Raw genomic sequence first — 15,719 nt, 5'->3', positions numbered from 1 at the left:
CCCCTAATCGAGACAGTGTGTAACTAAAGCAGGGAGAGAAGGATGCGGCAGCAGTGGGGCGCACTGGACGAGTTCGCAGCACTCAACGCGCTCACACTTGGGGTCAAGCCCGATACGGTCTTTGCCACCCTGCAATCACAGGCGGCGAAGGAGATCTTGCAGAGCGAGGGCATAGAGGTCATCGACAAACCGACGTTCTTCGAGTCACCCGACGTCGAACAGATCGCAGCAGTCGATCCTGACAGAATCCTGCTCAGTGACGTCGGGTCGTTGACGTCGATCACGGCTCAGGCCAACGAGATTGCCCCGACGACGGTGCTCGCCTATGCGGCGCCGTGGCGCGAAGTTCTGAATACCGCGGCGACTGTTCTGGGTCGAGAGTCCGAAGCTCGCGAAATCGTGTCGAGGCTCGAGACCAAATTTGCCGAAGTATCCGGAACGGTCGAGGCGCAACCGCAGACGTTGTCCGTGCTGGTGGGATTCTCCGGCGGCATCTACACCGTCATCCCACAGTCGCCGATGTCCTCGATCATCGAGGAAGCCGGTTTCAGGCGTCCACAAGCCGAACTCGACGCGAAGATCGGACCGAACACAGGTGTTGCCACGTCTTCGGTGTCGGGCGAGGAGGTCGGGCAGCACGCGGCGGACGCGATGGTCGTGACCTCGGGAAACATCTACGACGGCGCACTGGTACACGCAAATCCGTTGTTCAACGAGATCCCTGCGGTGCAGGCCGGGCGCACGGCAGACGTCAGCGGCGAACTCTGGTTCGGCAGTTATCCCTTCGCGGTCTACTGGATCCTCGAAGACCTCGAGGCACTTGCCGATCGCACACTCACCGGCGCGGAGCTCCAAGGACGCATCGCATCCGACGCCGACGCAGTTACCCGATGGAAGGCGTTCTCGAAATGACGACGACACAGGCCACGAAAGCAGACATTTCATCTGAAGAGGCCGACGTATCACAAGGAGCGGCGGCCGAAGCCTCGCAAGCCAAAGCTGAAGCGGCGGAGCACAAGAGCGCGCTTCGCGAACTCCTTGCTCCAGTGCGCACGCGGACCACCATCGCGATGGTGATGCAGGTGATCGCCGCGGTCGCCGCCATCGTGCCGTACGTGGCCATCGCCGAACTGGGTAAGACGCTGATCGTGGGCGGTGACGTCGACTCGTCCCGTGTCTGGACGATCGTGTGGGTGGTCGTCTTCGGTCTGGGTATGCGTGCGTTCTTCGGAGGCGGTGCGTTGATCGTGACGCACTTCGCCGATGTGAATCTGCAGGCGGTGCTGCGGCGTCGAATCGCAGCGACTCTCGGTCGACTTCCCTTGGGCTGGTTCACCTCCCACTCATCCGGAACCGTGCGCAAAGCCGCGCAGAACGACATCTCCGATCTCCATTACCTGGTTGCGCACAGCGCCGTCGAGACCACCGGAGCCATCGCAGTGCCGCTCGTCGGACTCGGCTACGTGATCTCGATCGACTGGCGTCTGGGATTGGTCGCGATTGCCACGCTCCCGATCTACATGATCGCCTACGCGATGATGACCAAGGACATGGCCGTCAAGATGAGCCGGATGAATGAGGGCATCGCGGCCATCAGCAACACCATCGTCGAGTTCGTCACCGGTATCGCAGTGGTCAAGACCTTCGGTCAGGACAAGCAGTCACACTCCCGGTACCGCGACGCCGCCAAGGCATTTGCACTCTCGTACGAGGGCTGGGTTCGCCCGATGCTCCGGACCGAGGCGCTGGCCTCGATTGCATTGAGCGCACCGGTAGTGCTGGTGGTCAACCTTGGCCTCGGCTCGTGGTTCGTCCACTCCGGATGGGTGTCACCCATCGATGTGCTGACCAGTTCTCTTGTCGCGATGGTGATTCCGGTGTCGGTGACGACCATCGGTTTCGGTATGCAGGCTCGCCGAGAGGCAGCCGCCGCTGCGGCGCGACTGATTGCGCTGTTCTCGACCGAGGCGCTGCCGGAAACCGATCATCCGAAAAGTCCCGCGGGGAATGAAGTTCGATTCTCCGGAGTTTCTTTCGCCTACGACGACGGCGCCGACGTTCTGACCGACATCGATCTGACGCTGCCGGAGGGCACGGTGACGGCGTTGGTCGGACCTTCGGGTTCGGGTAAGTCGACGCTGGCAACGCTGGTTCCGAGGTTCCACGACGTGCGTGCCGGATCCGTGGCCATCGGTGGTGCCGACGTCAGGGACGTGGCGACCGACGAGCTGTACCGCCACGTCGGATTCGTTCTGCAGGACGTGCAGCTGGTCGAAGCGACCGTGCTCGACAACATTCGGCTTGCCCGACCGCAGGCGACTTCGGCCGAGGTGAAGGCCGCTGCCGCAGCCGCGCAGATCGACACCCGAATCGAAGCGCTCCCGAGAGGCTACGACTCCGTAGTCGGGGTCGACGCCAGATTCTCGGGTGGTGAAGCCCAAAGAGTCTCCATAGCGCGTGCGATTCTCGCGGACACTCCTGTTCTCGTGCTCGACGAAGCAACCGCTTTCGCCGATCCGGAGTCCGAAGCCGATATCCAGGAGGCGTTGTCGCGCTTGACGATCGGCCGCACCGTGCTGGTGATCGCGCACCGGTTGGCTTCGATCGTGAGCGCCGATCAGATCGTGGTTCTCGACGCCGGACGGATCGTGGAGAAGGGCACGCACGATCAGCTTGTGGCGAGTGGTTCAACCTATGCCCGGATGTGGGCGAGTCACAGTCGGGCCGACTCGATTGAACACAGTCGGGCCGACTCGATTGAACACAGTCGGGCCGACAGCATCGCTGGTATGTCTGACGCAGCAGGAAAGGCCAACTCATGATTCGCGACCTCTTCCGGATACTCGGCCCGCAGAATCAGGGCCGTTATCGCGAGTTCCTGGTGTGGGCAGTGTTGTACGGCGTGATGCAAGGTTTGGCAGTGGCGCTACTGGTCCCGGCGGTGCAGGCACTGTTCGATCAGGACTGGGGCAGTTTCCTTCGGTGGCTCGCAGCTATGGCCGTGTGCGCTGGGATCAGTTCGATTGCGCATTACCTGCAGGCGATGAAGGGATTCGAGTCGGCCCTCACGCTGCTGAGGACTATGCATCTGCGCCTGGGAGATCATCTCGTCACTCTGCCGCTCGGCTGGTTCGGCGCCGGCCGTCTCGGCCAGGTATCGCAGGTTGCCAGCAAGGGCACCATCTCGGTGATGGGGGCGGCTGCGCACCTGATGACACCGATCATCTCCGGAATTGCCAGCCCGGCAACCATTGTCGTGTGCATGCTGTTCTTCGACTGGCGGCTCGGGCTGGCACTGATGGTCAGCGTTCCGATTCTGTTCGCGGCAGCCAGATTTGCCTCGACGATGACTGCCAAGGCCGACGATCGGGCACATGCCGCAGCCGTCGAATCGAACAATCGAGTGCTCGAATACGCTCGTTGCCAACCGGTCCTGCGTGCTTTCGGACGCACACACGGGGTGTACGAACCGCTCGACGACGCGATCGAAGCGCAACACACTGCGGGTCGTTCACAACTGTGGTTCGTGGTGATCGGGTCCGTGGTCAACGGGATCGCCCTGCAATTCGTCTTCTCTGCCGTGATCATCCTGGGTGCATTCCTCGCGCTCGGCGGCGACATCGACCCTGTCACGTTGATCGCGCTACTCGGCCTGACCGCACGGTTCATCCAACCGCTGGGTGAGATCGGCGAGTTCGGCGGTGCAATCAGAATGGCACGCAACGAAATCCGTCGGATGTCCGAGATCCTCGAAGTGGAACCACTGGTAGAACCCGATACCAGCGGGCAGCCGACGGGGGAGACGGCCGTGCAGTTCGACGCCGTCGACTTCGGCTACGCGGACGGTGGGCAGGTGCTGCGGGACATCTCCTTCGAGGTGCCGCGGAAGTCGCTGACGGCGTTGGTCGGTCCGTCAGGGTCTGGCAAAACCACCGTCACTCGGCTGATCTCGCGCTTCTACGACGTCGACTCGGGGGTGGTACGTGTCGGCGGCGTCGATGTGCGGGACCTCACGAGTGCCGATCTGATGTCGCAGTTGTCCTTGGTTTTCCAGGACGTGTACCTCTTCGACGACACGTTGATCGCGAACATCCGCCTCGGTCGCCCCGAAGCCACGGACGATGAGGTCTTCGACGTGGCTCGGATCGCGGGCGTCGCGGAAATCGTCGAGCGACTTCCGCGGGGTTGGGACACCCGCGTCGGTGAGGGCGGGACGGCACTGTCCGGTGGAGAGCGGCAGCGGGTCTCCATTGCGCGCGCACTCCTCAAACGCGCGCCTATCGTTCTGCTCGACGAGGCGACGGCCGCGCTCGATCCCGAGAACGAGGCCCATGTACAGCGTGCGATGCAGGAACTCGCCAGTGAAAGCACACTGCTCGTGATCGCTCACAAACTGTCTACCGTCGTGGCCGCAGACCAGATCATCGTGCTCGGTGACGACGGATCGATCGTCGAAGTGGGAACCCACGAAGTTCTGCTCGCAGCCGGTGGGAACTACGCCGCGTTCTGGAACCAGCGCCACCGTGCGTCGGGATGGCGGTTGGTAGCGGGCTGAGCAGGTGGCAGGCTGAGCAGAATGCAAACCGGAAAGAAGACGGGGCGGCCGCCGACGTTGTCGACAGTGGACATCGTCGAGGCCGCCCTGGCTGGTGATCTGAGTGAATTGACCATGCCGAGTGTGGCAAAACGTCTGGGCGTCAGCCATTCTGCACTTTATCGCTACTTCGCGGACCGTGAAGCGCTGCTGCGGGCTTGTGCGGATCACGTTGTGCGTCAGACTGTATGGCCGGACACGGATCGTCCGTGGCGTGAGTTTCTGACGGATTTGTGCGACGTTCTGTGGTCCTCGTTCGAGCGCTATCCAGGTCTAGCCCAGGTCGGTCTCGCAGTTCCGGGCACGCCACCGGCGATAATCGAGATCGTGGAGAAACTGGTCGGTTCGTTGACTGCGCAGGGTTTCACACCACATGACGCGGTCCTGGCCGTGGACTTCATCTCCGAGGTGACCATGACGCAGTTCGCAATGATGGCGGCGATGGACAAGACCGTGAGCTCCGCGGATTCGCGTTCTGCGCGCCAGGCGTATCAGGAGAGTTGGAATGCGTCGGAGTCGTTGGTCGAGGGGATCGGCGACGAATCGACGTGGCACGGGCGAGGTTGGTTGGACGAGAAGATCACGATCATGCTCGACGGCCTGGAAAAGCGTGTTATCGGCTGACATTTCTACTAGCTTTGAGAGTAATGCCCGTTTCGGCGTGATACAGGCTAATGTGCACACATAGGACGGGTGGTTGCTGCACCGGGAGGCGGGGATCATGGATCTCGAAGCGATTGTTCTCATCCAAAGACTCAAGTACCGATACGCACGCGCCTTGGACACCAAATCGTGGGTCGAATTTGCCGACACTCTGACCGTCGACGCCACCGCGATCTACGGAGAACAACTCAGTTTCGATTCCCGAGATTCGTTCGTCTCCTTCCTCGAGAACACCCTCGGATCACACGTCATCACCGAACATCAGTGCGGGCAACCCGAGATCGACGTCGATGGAGACACCGCAACCGGGATCTGGTGCCTCGCGGACACTGTGGTGATCCCCGAAGACGGCATGCTTCTTCGCGGATCGGCCTTCTATCACGACAGATACACCCGCTGCAGCGACGGTGAATGGCGAATCTCCCACACGAGCTACGAGCGGACCTGGGAATCGGTGGTGGCGCTCGCCGACATGCCGAGTTTCCGATTGACGTCCAACAAGTGGGCGCTGCTGCAGCAACCGTCGTTCGGCGACTCGGTAGTTCGCAACGTCTCCTGAGGCCGCCCGCGATTAGAGTCGGCTCATGGTTGATGCAGATTTTTCGCTGCCTGACGTACGGACGTGGATTCGCGGTATCCCCGCACTGACCGGAACTCCGCCGCCCGCGCCTGAACATTTTCCGGAAAAGCCGGGAGAGCTGTTCCTCGACTGGCTCCGTGCGGCCGTGGCCTTCGGCGTCGTCGAGCCACACGTGTGTGCGCTCGCGACCGTCGACAGTGACGGTATGCCCGATTCCCGCTTCCTCATCCTCAAGGACGTGACCGAGGGTGGGTTCTGGTTTTCGGGTTCAGCTGCTTCGCCGAAAGGCATTGAGCTGAAAGAAAATCCGCGAGCATCGCTCGCCTTCTACTGGCGTGAGACGGGCCAGCAGGTCCGGATTCGCGGGTTGGTTCGCGAGGGCGACGACGCACTTCGAAGCCGAGACTTCGTCGAACGCTCCGTCACTGCGAGGGCGGTGGCGACGGCAAGTAAGCAGAGCGAGGTGCTCGAAGACTTAGGGGCGTACGACACATCGGTGGCCGCTGCGGAAGCAAGAATCAGTGACGACCCGGGGTTCGTGTCGAAGGACTGGCGTGCGTGGTGCCTCGAGCCGGAGTCTGTCGAGTTCTGGCAGGAAGACTCCGGGCGTCGGCATCAGCGATGGTTGTACCGGCGCGGCTCGGACCGAGCATGGACGCGAGCAGTGCTGTGGCCCTGAACAGCTGGGTCGAGCTCAGCTGGCGCTGATCTCCGGCGATACGAGGTTGACGACGATCGACTGTCCACCGAGCTTGGCGTGGATTTCGGGATGTTCGAACCCCGAGGACAACAGGTAGCTGCCGAGCATCGTGAGCAACTCGTCCAGATCCATCGTGGGATCGGAGGAATGCGTGCTCGAGGGTGAGGTCTGATTCGCGATGAGTTCGGTGTGGGTGAGTCGACCGGCCACTCGAACGGCGGCTACGCCCATCGCGTCGCGCCGTACGACGGTGCGACTCCGAGTCTCGAGTGTCCTCGATGATTCGCGTGTTGAAGCTGGCACTGAAAGGTCCTCTCCGCTGCTGTGTGCGGCCGTGGTTCGGGCAGGAAGCGGAAACGTGAATGCATCCGATTGCTTGGGTGCGGTCGACAGAAAATCCGCTGTGGCGGTGGCGCTGCTGGAACCGTTGCTGGTGGAAAGGTTGCTCGCAGAACCGTTACCCGTGGGAAGGTTGCTCGCAGAACCATTACTCGCGGAACTACTGGCTCTCGATCCGTTGCCGGAACCGTTGGGGCCCGTTATTCCGTGAGAATTCTTGTCTTCCATTGTTCGCTCCTGATGCCCGTAAACAGACCGCTGGTTTGCTTAATCGACGCAAACATACCAGGAGTCTGTTTACTGTTACACCCCTTGTGGAGTTCGGCGTTGAATGCGCAGCCACATCGCGAAGCCCCACAGAACGAAGAATGCATAGACCAGATAGAGGATCGCCGACGGGTAGTACCCGGCCCGGAATAGAAGGGGAACGCCGACAGCGTCGACGCCGATCCAGATGAGCCAGAACTCGGTCCAGCCGCGTGCCATCCCGTACGTCGCGAGGATCGAGCCGGTGAAGATCCAGGCCTCCGCCCACGCTCCGTACGAGCCGAGAAGGTCGAATATCCAGGCGAAAGCGATTGTGCCGCTTGCCATGACGGCGATCATGGCGACTCGCTCGCGAGTTGTCGCCCAGTGGGGCAGGACTGCGCGACCGGAGTCACGTGCCCCACGTCGCCACTGGGTCCACCCGTAGACGCTGACGGTGATGAACAACAACTGACGGCCGGCCTGGCCGTAGAGATTGAGCTCTTGCGGCGTGTGGAAAAGTGCGCCCATGAAGACCGTGAACAACAAGGCATTTCCGGCTATACCGACAGGCCACGCCCATACCGAGCGTCGCGCGCCCGCGATCGCGGAGCCTATTCCGAACGCGTTTCCGATGATCTCTCGCCAGAGAATCGTGGCGCTGCCGATGTGCAGTTCAGCGTCGAACAGCGCCTCGATCAGGCTCATCAGTCCGCAGCAGCGACGAGGGGTTCGAGCGTCAGATCCGGGAGTTCCTTCTGGATGTACTGCAGGCGCCACTTGTCACTGACAAGGGCGAGCAGGACACCGTCGGATCGGGTGAAGACCTCCACACCGCGCTGACGGTTCAGTTCGACCTCGGACGCGGCGTCGGTACGGCGGGCCAATGCGTAGCCGAGTGGTTCCATCTTGGCCTCGACGTTGAACTCGGCCTTCATGCGCGCTGCGACGACCTCGAACTGCATCGGGCCGACAGCAGCCATGACGGGGGAGGCGTCGCCGCGGATGTCGTTGCGGAGAATCTGGACGACGCCCTCGGAATCGAGTTGATCGACTGCACGGCGGAACTGCTTGTACTTGCCGGCGCTTTCGGCGCGCAGGATCGAGAAGTGTTCCGGCGCGAACGACGGGATCGGCGGGAACTCAACCTTCTTCTCGGTGTACAGCGTGTGGCCGGGTGCGAGTGCGGTGGCGTTGACGAGGCCGACGACGTCGCCGGGGAACGCGGATTCGACGGTGGAACGTTCACGGCCGAATACCGTCTGCGCGTACTTGGTCGTGAAGGGCTTGCCGGTTTGAGCGTGTGTGACAACCATGCCGCGCTCGAACACGCCGGAGACGATGCGCATGAACGCCAGACGGTCACGGTGCGCGGTGTCCATACCGGCCTGCACCTTGAAGACGACCGCACTGAACGGATCGGTGACCTCGCGCGGCTTGCCGCTGAGGTCTTCGCGGCCCCGCGGCGGCGGCGCCAATTCGACGAGAGTGTCGAGGATCTGGCGGACACCGAAGTTGAGCATCGCGGACGCGAAGATCACCGGGGACGTCTGACCGGCGAGGAACATCTCCTGATCGTGGTCCTGGCCGGTAGCGGAGAGCAGTTCACTCTCCTCGGCCGCGGTCTCCCACTCGGAGCCTTCCTTGGCGAGCGCCGCGTCGGCGTCCATGACCTCTTCGGGGGCGATCTTCGCGCCGCCTGCGGTACGGGTGAAGCGGACGTACTCGCGAGCCTCACCGTCTTCGCCGCGCCGCAACAGTCCTCGGAAGTCGCCGGCGATGCCGACGGGCCAGTACAGGGGAGTGGGCGTGAGGCCGATGCGTTCGCTGATCTCGTCGAGCAGTTCGAGAGGAGTCTGGCCGGGACGGTCCCACTTGTTGATGACCGTGATGACCGGAATGCCGCGGTGACGGCACACCTGGAACAACTTGAGCGTCTGCGGTTCGAGGCCCTTGGCAGCGTCGATGAGCATGACGGCTGCGTCGACGGCGGTCAGGACGCGGTACGTGTCCTCGGAGAAGTCGGAGTGACCGGGGGTGTCGACGAGGTTGATGACGTTGATCTGCTCGTCCGGGGTCTCGGACGAGTGGTAGTTGAACTGCAGTGCGGTGGAACTGACGGAAATGCCGCGGGCCTTCTCCATCTCCATCCAGTCCGAGACCGTCGACTTGCGTCCGGCCTTGCCGTGGACGGCACCAGCCTCGGAGATCTTCTTCGCGTGCAGTGCCAGCGCTTCGGTGAGTGTCGACTTACCGGCGTCAGGATGCGAGATGACGGCGAAGGTGCGGCGACGCTCCGCCTCGGCGGACAAGCCCTTGGTCGTCGTCGTGACCGCGACCGACCCGCTCTCGGTTGAATCGGGGCCTTCGGTGTCGGACTGGACAGTCGAGTCGGAAGGGACGGTCGAGTCGGACGGGGTAGTCAACGAAGAACCTCTCGAAGTGGGCGTCGGTGCCGGCGACGTGCCGGTGCGCGGACAGGTGGAGAGTGCGGCAGCACAACAGAGAAAGGATACTCGCAGACCACGAGGCAGTAGCCACTGCGGCGTAACACTCGGCGAACGATCGCTGATTATCAATGTATGTGTGTGTTCGAACACACAGCCATTTGTGTCCTGCGAAGAGTTGCACTGAATCGAAGAGTGACACTGACCGAGGAGTTGCGTTGAGCAAGTTCACCGAAGAGATGTACGCGACCGCCGCAGTCACCGACCGCGGCCTGGTGACGGGAGAGCCCGACAACGCTTTCCGTCAGACCTGGGGCGACATCCACCAGGAAGCTCGGCGCATGGCCGGTGGCCTGGCCGAGGTCGGCATCGATCGCGGCGTCGCGATCGGCATTCTCGCCGGACAGCCCGTCGACATCGCACCTGCCTGCCAGGCGACGTGGATGCGCGGTGCGTCGGTGACGATGCTGCATCAGCCGACCCCCCGAACGGATCTGGGCGTCTGGGCTCAGGACACCGAGACGGTGATCGACATGATCTCCGCAAAAGCCGTCATTCTGGGTGCACCATTCGACGCGGCCAAGCCGCTCCTCGAAGAGCGTGGCATCACCGTCGTGACGGTGGACGAGCTTCGTGGCGGAACGTCGATCGATCCCGTGGAGACGGCCGAATCGGATATCGCACTCCAACAGTTGACGTCAGGTTCCACCGGTTCGCCCAAGGCCGTGCAGATCACGCACGAGAACTTCTACACAAATGCGTACGCGATGATCAACCGCATCAAGTTCTCCATCGAGGACGACGTGATGGTGAGCTGGCTTCCGCTCTTCCACGACATGGGCATGGTCGGCTTCCTGACGGTTCCGATGCAGGTGGGCGCCGAGGTCATCAGCATCACGCCGATGGATTTCCTGCGCACCCCGGTGCTGTGGGCGGAACTCATGGGCAAGTACGGCGGAACTGTCACCGCCGCACCGAACTTCGCGTACTCGCTCTTGGCTCGTCGACTCGCACAGGCAGAAGACGGGGCAGTCGACCTGTCCAGCGTCCGATACATGTGGAACGGCGCCGAACCGGTGGATCCCGACACGATGGATGCCCTCGCCGAGGCCGGTGCGCGTTTCGGTTTGAACCCGACCGCGCTCGCTCCCGTGTACGGAATGGCGGAAACCACGCTCGCCGTGTCGATTCCGGATCCCGATCAAGGTCAGGTCCTCGACTACGTCGATCCCGACTTCCTCGAGTCGATGTCTCGGGCGGTGCCGTCCAATCGCCCCAACGCTCGTGCCCTCGCCACACTCGGAAAGATGGTGCCTGACCTCGAGGGACGCATCGTCGACCGCGACGGCCAGGTGCTTCCGGCCCGCGGCGTCGGAATCATCGAGGTTCGCGGCAAGGCAGTGACCCCTGGTTACGTCACGGTGGAAGGTCACAAGCCGGCGCAGGACTCCGACGGTTGGCTCGACACCGGTGACGTCGGGTACTTCACCGAAGAAGGACTGGTCGTGGTGTGCGGGCGAGTCAAAGACGTCATCATCATGGGCGGCCGGAACGTGTACCCCACAGACATCGAACGGGCGGCCGGAAGCGTTGCCGGTGTGCGCCCGGGAAATGCCGTCGCAATCCGTCTCGATGCCGGCCAGAAGCGTGAGAGCTTTGCGGTCGCCGTCGAGACCAACGCTTTCGAAGATCCGGAAGAGGTCAAGCGCATCGAGCGCGAAGTGGTCCACGCCGTGGTTGCCGACGTCGGTGTCCGACCTCGCGCCGTTGCGGTTCTGGGCCCCGGCAGTATTCCGAAGACGTCGTCGGGAAAGCTCCGCCGCGCCAATTCGGCTGCCCTGCTGGGTAACTGACTGTCAGTGCAAGCGGTTCTGTGCGGCTTCGAGCCCGAGTTCGAGCAGTAGCTCCACTGCATCCGCAGCTTCTTCGCACACGAGATCGAGTTCTTTTCGCTCCGTGGACGAGAACGGCTTGAGAACGTAGTCCGCCGGGTCCATGCGGCCCGGCGGGCGACCGATCCCGACGCGCGTGCGCAGGTAGTCCTTGGTGGTCAACGAACTCGAAATGGACCGCAGACCGTTGTGTCCGCCTTCGCCGCCGCCGAGTTTGAGTCTGATGGTCCCGAAATCGAGATCCAGTTCGTCGTGGACGACGATGATGTTCGCGGCATCGACCGAGAAGAATCGCGCGAGACCGGCGACCGCGCCACCCGAGAGATTCATGTACGAGCGTGGTTTTCCGAGAATCACGCGTCGGCCGGCGAGGCGACCTTCGACGATTTCGGCGCCACTCTTCTTGTGTACGTTGAACTTTCCGCCCATACGCCCGGCAAGGGTGCCGGCGACCATGAAGCCGACGTTGTGTCGGGTCTTCTCGTACTGCGGGCCGGGATTACCCAGGCCGATGACGAGGGCGGTATCTGTGCTCAACGGACGCTACTTTCTGGCTTGTTTTTCCTGCTACGCACGAACGGCGCGTCACTCCGAATCGGAATGACGCGCCGCGCGCAGTGAGTTCTGTTGGAACCGAGAGGATCAGGCCTCTTCTGCAGCCTCGTCGGCGGCGGGAGCTTCTGCGCCCTCTTCGAGGTCAGCCTCGGTCGGTGCAGCAACGACGTTGACGATCAGGGTGTCGGCGTCAGCCTGCAGGACGGAGCCGGCGGGCAGTTCGAGCTGGCTTGCCAGGATCTGGGTGCCGATTTCGAGGCCCTCGACCGAGACCTCGATCTGCTCGGGGATGTGGAGGGCGTCTGCCTCGATGGAGATGGTCGATGCATCCTGCGCGACCATGGTGCCTGCAGCAGCGTCACCGACGACTACGACGTGAACGTCGATGGTGACCTTCTCGCCCTTCTTGATGACGAGGAGGTCAGCGTGCTCGATGTAGCTGCGGATGGGGTGCACGACGACCGACTTGGTCAGTGCAACCTGCTCCGTGCCCTCGATGTCGAGGGTGAGGATGGCGTTGGTGCCCTGTGCGCGGAGGATGCGAGCGAAGTCGCGAGCCGGCACGTTGAGGTGGCGGGGATCCTCGCCGTGGCCGTACAGAACCGTGGGGACCTGGCCGTCGCGACGTGCGCGGCGAGCTGCGCCCTTGCCGAATTCGGTGCGGACGACGGCGACGAGGTTGTTTTCTTCAGACATGATGAAACGGCTCCTACAACTCACGGGGTTCGTGCTCGGTTTACTGACGTGTGGTTTTGCCTGCGGCAAGGCGGACAGGCGCGCACACGGCCAGGAGCGAAACGCTCGAGCTGAGCCGTAGCCGCGTCGATCACGGTAAACCTGCAACGTGTGGAACTGCTGCGATTCACCCTCGCCGAGACAACTTTGGATACGTTACCGGAGTTTGCTCCCCGCCGCTAATCGCAGGTGGTGGGGACCTGGCCGTGTGGACGTGGTTCGCGTCACATCGAAAGCGGTAGCCTGACGGAGTGACCACCGTGGGGAGCGCTCCCGAAGGCAGTCGGCTCGGTGCCGTCGTGCCGGGTACCGACCTGTCGCAACATGCGCGCCTTCTGAGCCGGGTGCACGACGCAGTTCTCTCGGGGCAGGAACCACCGGCGCAGCCGCGGACCGTCGTGGCGCGATCGTGGTCGCGGGTGGCTGCGGGTGGGCTCGCGCCCGATCATTGCGGCGCGTCCGCTGTCGCCGATTTCTCCGAGTTGGAGTCGAGGCGTTCGCGTACCGCGCTGCGCAGCGTTCTGCCCGAACTGAGAACCACGCTCACCGAGGTCGCCGAGGACGCAGGCTTCATCGTGGTCGTTGCCGACGCCGACGGTGTCCTGCTCTGGCGCGAAGGGGCGAAGACCGTCAAACGTGCGGCGGACGCACTCGGGTTCGCCGAAGGCGCGCGCTGGTCGGAGCAGTCGGTGGGTACCAACGCGATCGGTACCGCGCTGATCGAAGATTCTGCGGTGCAACTCTTCTCGGCCGAGCACTATGCGCCGACGCATCACAATTGGTCATGTACCGGCTCACCTGTGCACGACCCCCGGACAGGCGAGATCCTGGGTGTGGTGGACATCAGCGGGTCCGCAGCCTCGGTGCATCCCACCACTGTCGCGCTGGTTCGCACCGCGGTTCGCCTCGCGGAGGCGACGCTGTGGCGCGAGCATGCAGCTCAGCTCGATCGCCTGCGCTCGTGGGCGGCGCCGTTGTTCGCGGCGGGCACGGGTCCGGCATTGGTGGTCGACGAGTTCGGCTGGGTGGCCGGCGCCAGTGGGATTGCCGCACCTGACCGCGTGGCGGCACCCAGTGCGGGCAAGCCCGTCGTCGTGCCAGGTCTTGGGATGTGTCTGCCTGAGCCGCTCGGTGACGGCTGGCTGTTGCGCACCGGCGTCGGCGGGCCGGTGATCGAGCTCGAGCTGTCCCTCGGTGCATCGCCGCAGGTGACGGTGCGTGGTGATGCAAACTGGACGCGCGCGCTTTCGCCGCGTCACGCTCAGATCTTGCGTGCGCTGGCAGCTGTGGGATCGGCTGGCGTGGATGCCGCAGGCCTGAGCGAAGTGCTCTTCGGTGATCGCGAGCATGTGGTGGCAGTGCGCGCCGAGGTGTCCAGATTGAGGAAACACCTCGGCGCGGTTCTGCAGACTCAGCCGTACCGCTTTGCCGACGGCGTGCGGGTTGTGGTGACCTAGCGCGCTGCGCTGATTCCGGCACGACGTCCGAAGAAGCTGCCGTCGCCGAGACTGGTTCCGCTGGCGTAACCACCTGCGCAGACACCGGACGTGCAACGGCCTGCCGCGAACAGTCCGGGGATCGGCGCACCCGAGACGTGCAGAACCTCGGAATCGACGGTTGTCTTCAATCCTCCCAGCGTGAATCCGCCTGTGCGGCCACGTAGATCGATTGCCGCGAACGGGCCGACGATCGGCTTGACCCACTCGGACTTCTTGCCGAGCACCGGGTCGGACCCTTCAGCCGCGTGACGGTTGTAGAGGTCGACGGTCGATTGCAGCGATCCGGCGGGAAGCCCCATCTCGGCTTCGAGTTCCTCGACGGTTTCCGCCACCCAGGTCGGCTGCCCCCGCAACTGCGCACTGGACGATTCGGCATTCATGCCTTCCTCGTACGCAGCTTCGTCGATCACGAGGAATGCCTGGTTGTCCTGCTGGAACAAGGTTGCCTGCCCGATGCGGCCCGGGTAGGTGTCTTCGGGGATGTATCGCTGACCACGGCCGTTGACAAGAATCCCGCGCACCATCAACTGTGGGTCGCAGAAGAACGCGACCTCGGTGGCGTCCATGTGTGCGGTGTCGGCGCCCAGGGCCTGACCGATCTGGATTGCGCGGCCGTCGTGCGCCTCGATGGAGGCCGCCGGGTGACCGAAGATACGCGGTGCGTTCGAGCGCACCATCTCGTTGTTGTACGCGAAACTGCCCATCGCAAGCACGACGCCTTTGCGGGCACGAATCGCGACGTCCTTGCCGTAGCGCTTGGCGACAACTCCCACGACCCGATCGCCGTCGACCACCAAAGTCTGGACACGCAGATCGTATTCTGCACGGACACCGAGCTTTTCGGCCGTCTCGACGAGTGGCTTCATCAGCATGTAGCCGCCGCCCTGCTCGCCGGTCTTCTTCTCGCTCATCTGCGGGACGTGTCCGCGGGGCGCGGGATCGACGAGCGCGTTGAACGGTGCGGCGTTCTCGCCGCCCGAGTACATGAGGCCGTCGTCGTACGGCGGTTCCCAGCCGGGCTGACCCCAGAACGATTCCTTGAACGGGACCCCGGCGTCGACGAGCCAGTTGTAGTGATCGACGCTGCCCTCGCAGTACGCGTCGATCTTCGTGTCGTCGGTTCCGGGGCCGAGCGCTGCCTTCATGAACGTCTTCATGTTCTCGACCGAGTCCTCGAACCCACACGCCTTCTGCAACGGCGTTCCACCGCCCAGGTAGATGAATCCACCAGCCAGTGACGCGGCTCCGCCCCAACCGCCCGTCCGCTCCAGGACGAGCACCTCGGCGCCGGCACGCGCTGCTTCGATCGCAGCGGTGACGCCGGCGATGCCGTATCCCGCGACGACGACGTCGGCCTCGTAGTCCCAGGTGGTGATGTCTGCAGCGGAGATCGGTCTGACGGTCGGGTCGGCCATGCGAAGCGTCCTTTCGGAAGACGAAACTACTGATCACCACACAGTTGCAGTTTC

General features: G+C 63.3%; 15 protein-coding genes. 9 read left to right on the top strand and 6 right to left on the bottom strand.

Translation table 11 applies throughout. The features are described from left to right. Window positions 1–42 precede the first annotated feature (42 nt). From H7C86_RS00845 to H7C86_RS00820, 6 genes are all read left to right on the top strand, one after another. Window positions 43–912 carry an ABC transporter substrate-binding protein gene (locus H7C86_RS00845; RefSeq protein ID WP_019744677.1) on the top strand — a complete coding sequence of 290 codons (870 nt, stop codon included), beginning with the start codon at window positions 43–45 and terminating at the stop codon, window positions 910–912. Continuing rightward, window positions 909–2,822, top strand: coding sequence for an ABC transporter ATP-binding protein (locus tag H7C86_RS00840; protein WP_259349008.1), 1,914 nt, complete (start codon window positions 909–911; stop codon window positions 2,820–2,822). The genes H7C86_RS00845 and H7C86_RS00840 overlap by 4 nt, the downstream gene beginning before the upstream one ends. Then, the gene (locus H7C86_RS00835; RefSeq protein WP_172933054.1) at window positions 2,819–4,555 is read left to right on the top strand and encodes an ABC transporter ATP-binding protein; all 1,737 of its coding nucleotides are present in this window, start codon (window positions 2,819–2,821) and stop codon (window positions 4,553–4,555) included. Before H7C86_RS00840 ends, H7C86_RS00835 begins: the two co-directional genes overlap by 4 nt. A 21-nt stretch (window positions 4,556–4,576) precedes the next feature. After that, window positions 4,577–5,218: a TetR/AcrR family transcriptional regulator gene (locus H7C86_RS00830; protein WP_019744674.1), complete on the top strand. Its 642-nt coding sequence runs from the start codon at window positions 4,577–4,579 to the stop codon at window positions 5,216–5,218. Between the two features lie 97 nt (window positions 5,219–5,315). Further along, a complete protein-coding gene (locus H7C86_RS00825) occupies window positions 5,316–5,816 on the top strand; it encodes a nuclear transport factor 2 family protein (RefSeq protein ID WP_020970307.1) in 501 nt (166 codons plus the stop codon). 25 nt (window positions 5,817–5,841) lie between these two features. Further along, complete coding sequence (locus tag H7C86_RS00820) at window positions 5,842–6,516, top strand: pyridoxal 5'-phosphate synthase (RefSeq protein WP_182260934.1); 675 nt, start codon at window positions 5,842–5,844, stop codon at window positions 6,514–6,516. Window positions 6,517–6,531: 15 nt separating this feature from the next. Here H7C86_RS00820 and H7C86_RS37845 read toward each other — a convergent pair whose 3' ends face one another. Further along, window positions 6,532–6,840 carry a hypothetical protein gene (locus tag H7C86_RS37845; RefSeq protein ID WP_306490525.1) on the bottom strand — a complete coding sequence of 103 codons (309 nt, stop codon included), beginning with the start codon at window positions 6,838–6,840 and terminating at the stop codon, window positions 6,532–6,534. 55 nt (window positions 6,841–6,895) lie between these two features. Here H7C86_RS37845 and H7C86_RS37840 point away from each other — a divergent pair, with 55 nt between their 5' ends. Next, window positions 6,896–7,087, top strand: a complete 192-nt coding sequence (locus H7C86_RS37840) for a hypothetical protein (RefSeq protein WP_306294056.1) — start codon at window positions 6,896–6,898, stop codon at window positions 7,085–7,087. A 92-nt stretch (window positions 7,088–7,179) separates the two neighbouring features. Here H7C86_RS37840 and pnuC read toward each other — a convergent pair whose 3' ends face one another. Both pnuC and H7C86_RS00805 read right to left on the bottom strand, forming a co-directional pair. After that, window positions 7,180–7,830: a nicotinamide riboside transporter PnuC gene (pnuC, locus tag H7C86_RS00810; RefSeq protein ID WP_019744670.1), complete on the bottom strand. Its 651-nt coding sequence runs from the start codon at window positions 7,828–7,830 to the stop codon at window positions 7,180–7,182. Beyond that, entirely contained in the window at window positions 7,830–9,434 is a 1,605-nt protein-coding gene (locus H7C86_RS00805) for a peptide chain release factor 3 (protein WP_135000451.1), read from the bottom strand. Before H7C86_RS00805 ends, pnuC begins: the two co-directional genes overlap by 1 nt. Window positions 9,435–9,787: 353 nt before the next feature. On the opposite strand from H7C86_RS00805, the gene H7C86_RS00800 reads away from it, so the two are divergent. After that, entirely contained in the window at window positions 9,788–11,422 is a 1,635-nt protein-coding gene (locus H7C86_RS00800; protein ID WP_097387086.1) for a fatty acyl-AMP ligase, read from the top strand. Window positions 11,423–11,425: 3 nt separating this feature from the next. Here the strand turns inward: H7C86_RS00800 and pth are convergent, their stop codons facing one another. Together pth and H7C86_RS00790 are read right to left on the bottom strand one after the other, a co-directional pair. Further along, a complete protein-coding gene (gene pth / locus H7C86_RS00795) occupies window positions 11,426–11,998 on the bottom strand; it encodes an aminoacyl-tRNA hydrolase (protein WP_003946229.1) in 573 nt (190 codons plus the stop codon). Window positions 11,999–12,103: 105 nt separating this feature from the next. Continuing rightward, on the bottom strand, window positions 12,104–12,712 hold the full coding sequence (locus H7C86_RS00790; RefSeq protein WP_020908579.1) for a 50S ribosomal protein L25/general stress protein Ctc: 609 nt from the start codon (window positions 12,710–12,712) through the stop codon (window positions 12,104–12,106). A gap of 290 nt (window positions 12,713–13,002) precedes the next feature. On the opposite strand from H7C86_RS00790, the gene H7C86_RS00785 reads away from it, so the two are divergent. Next, window positions 13,003–14,208 (top strand): GAF domain-containing protein, encoded by a 1,206-nt coding sequence (locus tag H7C86_RS00785; RefSeq protein WP_259349007.1) that lies wholly within the window; start codon window positions 13,003–13,005, stop codon window positions 14,206–14,208. Here the strand turns inward: H7C86_RS00785 and H7C86_RS00780 are convergent. Continuing rightward, window positions 14,205–15,665: an FAD-dependent oxidoreductase gene (locus H7C86_RS00780; RefSeq protein ID WP_182260933.1), complete on the bottom strand. Its 1,461-nt coding sequence runs from the start codon at window positions 15,663–15,665 to the stop codon at window positions 14,205–14,207. The two genes, H7C86_RS00785 and H7C86_RS00780, sit on opposite strands and share 4 nt — an antisense overlap. Window positions 15,666–15,719: the final 54 nt, after the last annotated feature.

The sequence above is a fragment of the Rhodococcus sp. UFZ-B548 genome, from assembly GCF_903819475.1.
GTDB lineage: Bacteria > Actinomycetota > Actinomycetes > Mycobacteriales > Mycobacteriaceae > Rhodococcus_F > Rhodococcus_F erythropolis.
The sequence above is the reverse complement of the archived record's forward strand: the minus strand, read 5'-3'. Positions and strand labels throughout refer to the sequence as shown.

Coding starts and splice junctions, on each gene's coding strand:
- H7C86_RS00780 (WP_182260933.1), bottom strand. CDS start 15,665: ATGGCCGACCCGACCGTCAGACCGATCTCCGCTGCAGACATCACCACC.
- H7C86_RS00845 (WP_019744677.1), top strand. CDS start 43: ATGCGGCAGCAGTGGGGCGCACTGGACGAGTTCGCAGCACTCAACGCG.
- H7C86_RS00835 (WP_172933054.1), top strand. CDS start 2,819: ATGATTCGCGACCTCTTCCGGATACTCGGCCCGCAGAATCAGGGCCGT.
- H7C86_RS00820 (WP_182260934.1), top strand. CDS start 5,842: ATGGTTGATGCAGATTTTTCGCTGCCTGACGTACGGACGTGGATTCGC.
- pnuC (WP_019744670.1), bottom strand. CDS start 7,830: ATGAGCCTGATCGAGGCGCTGTTCGACGCTGAACTGCACATCGGCAGC.
- H7C86_RS00825 (WP_020970307.1), top strand. CDS start 5,316: ATGGATCTCGAAGCGATTGTTCTCATCCAAAGACTCAAGTACCGATAC.
- H7C86_RS00840 (WP_259349008.1), top strand. CDS start 909: ATGACGACGACACAGGCCACGAAAGCAGACATTTCATCTGAAGAGGCC.
- H7C86_RS00790 (WP_020908579.1), bottom strand. CDS start 12,712: ATGTCTGAAGAAAACAACCTCGTCGCCGTCGTCCGCACCGAATTCGGC.
- H7C86_RS00830 (WP_019744674.1), top strand. CDS start 4,577: ATGCAAACCGGAAAGAAGACGGGGCGGCCGCCGACGTTGTCGACAGTG.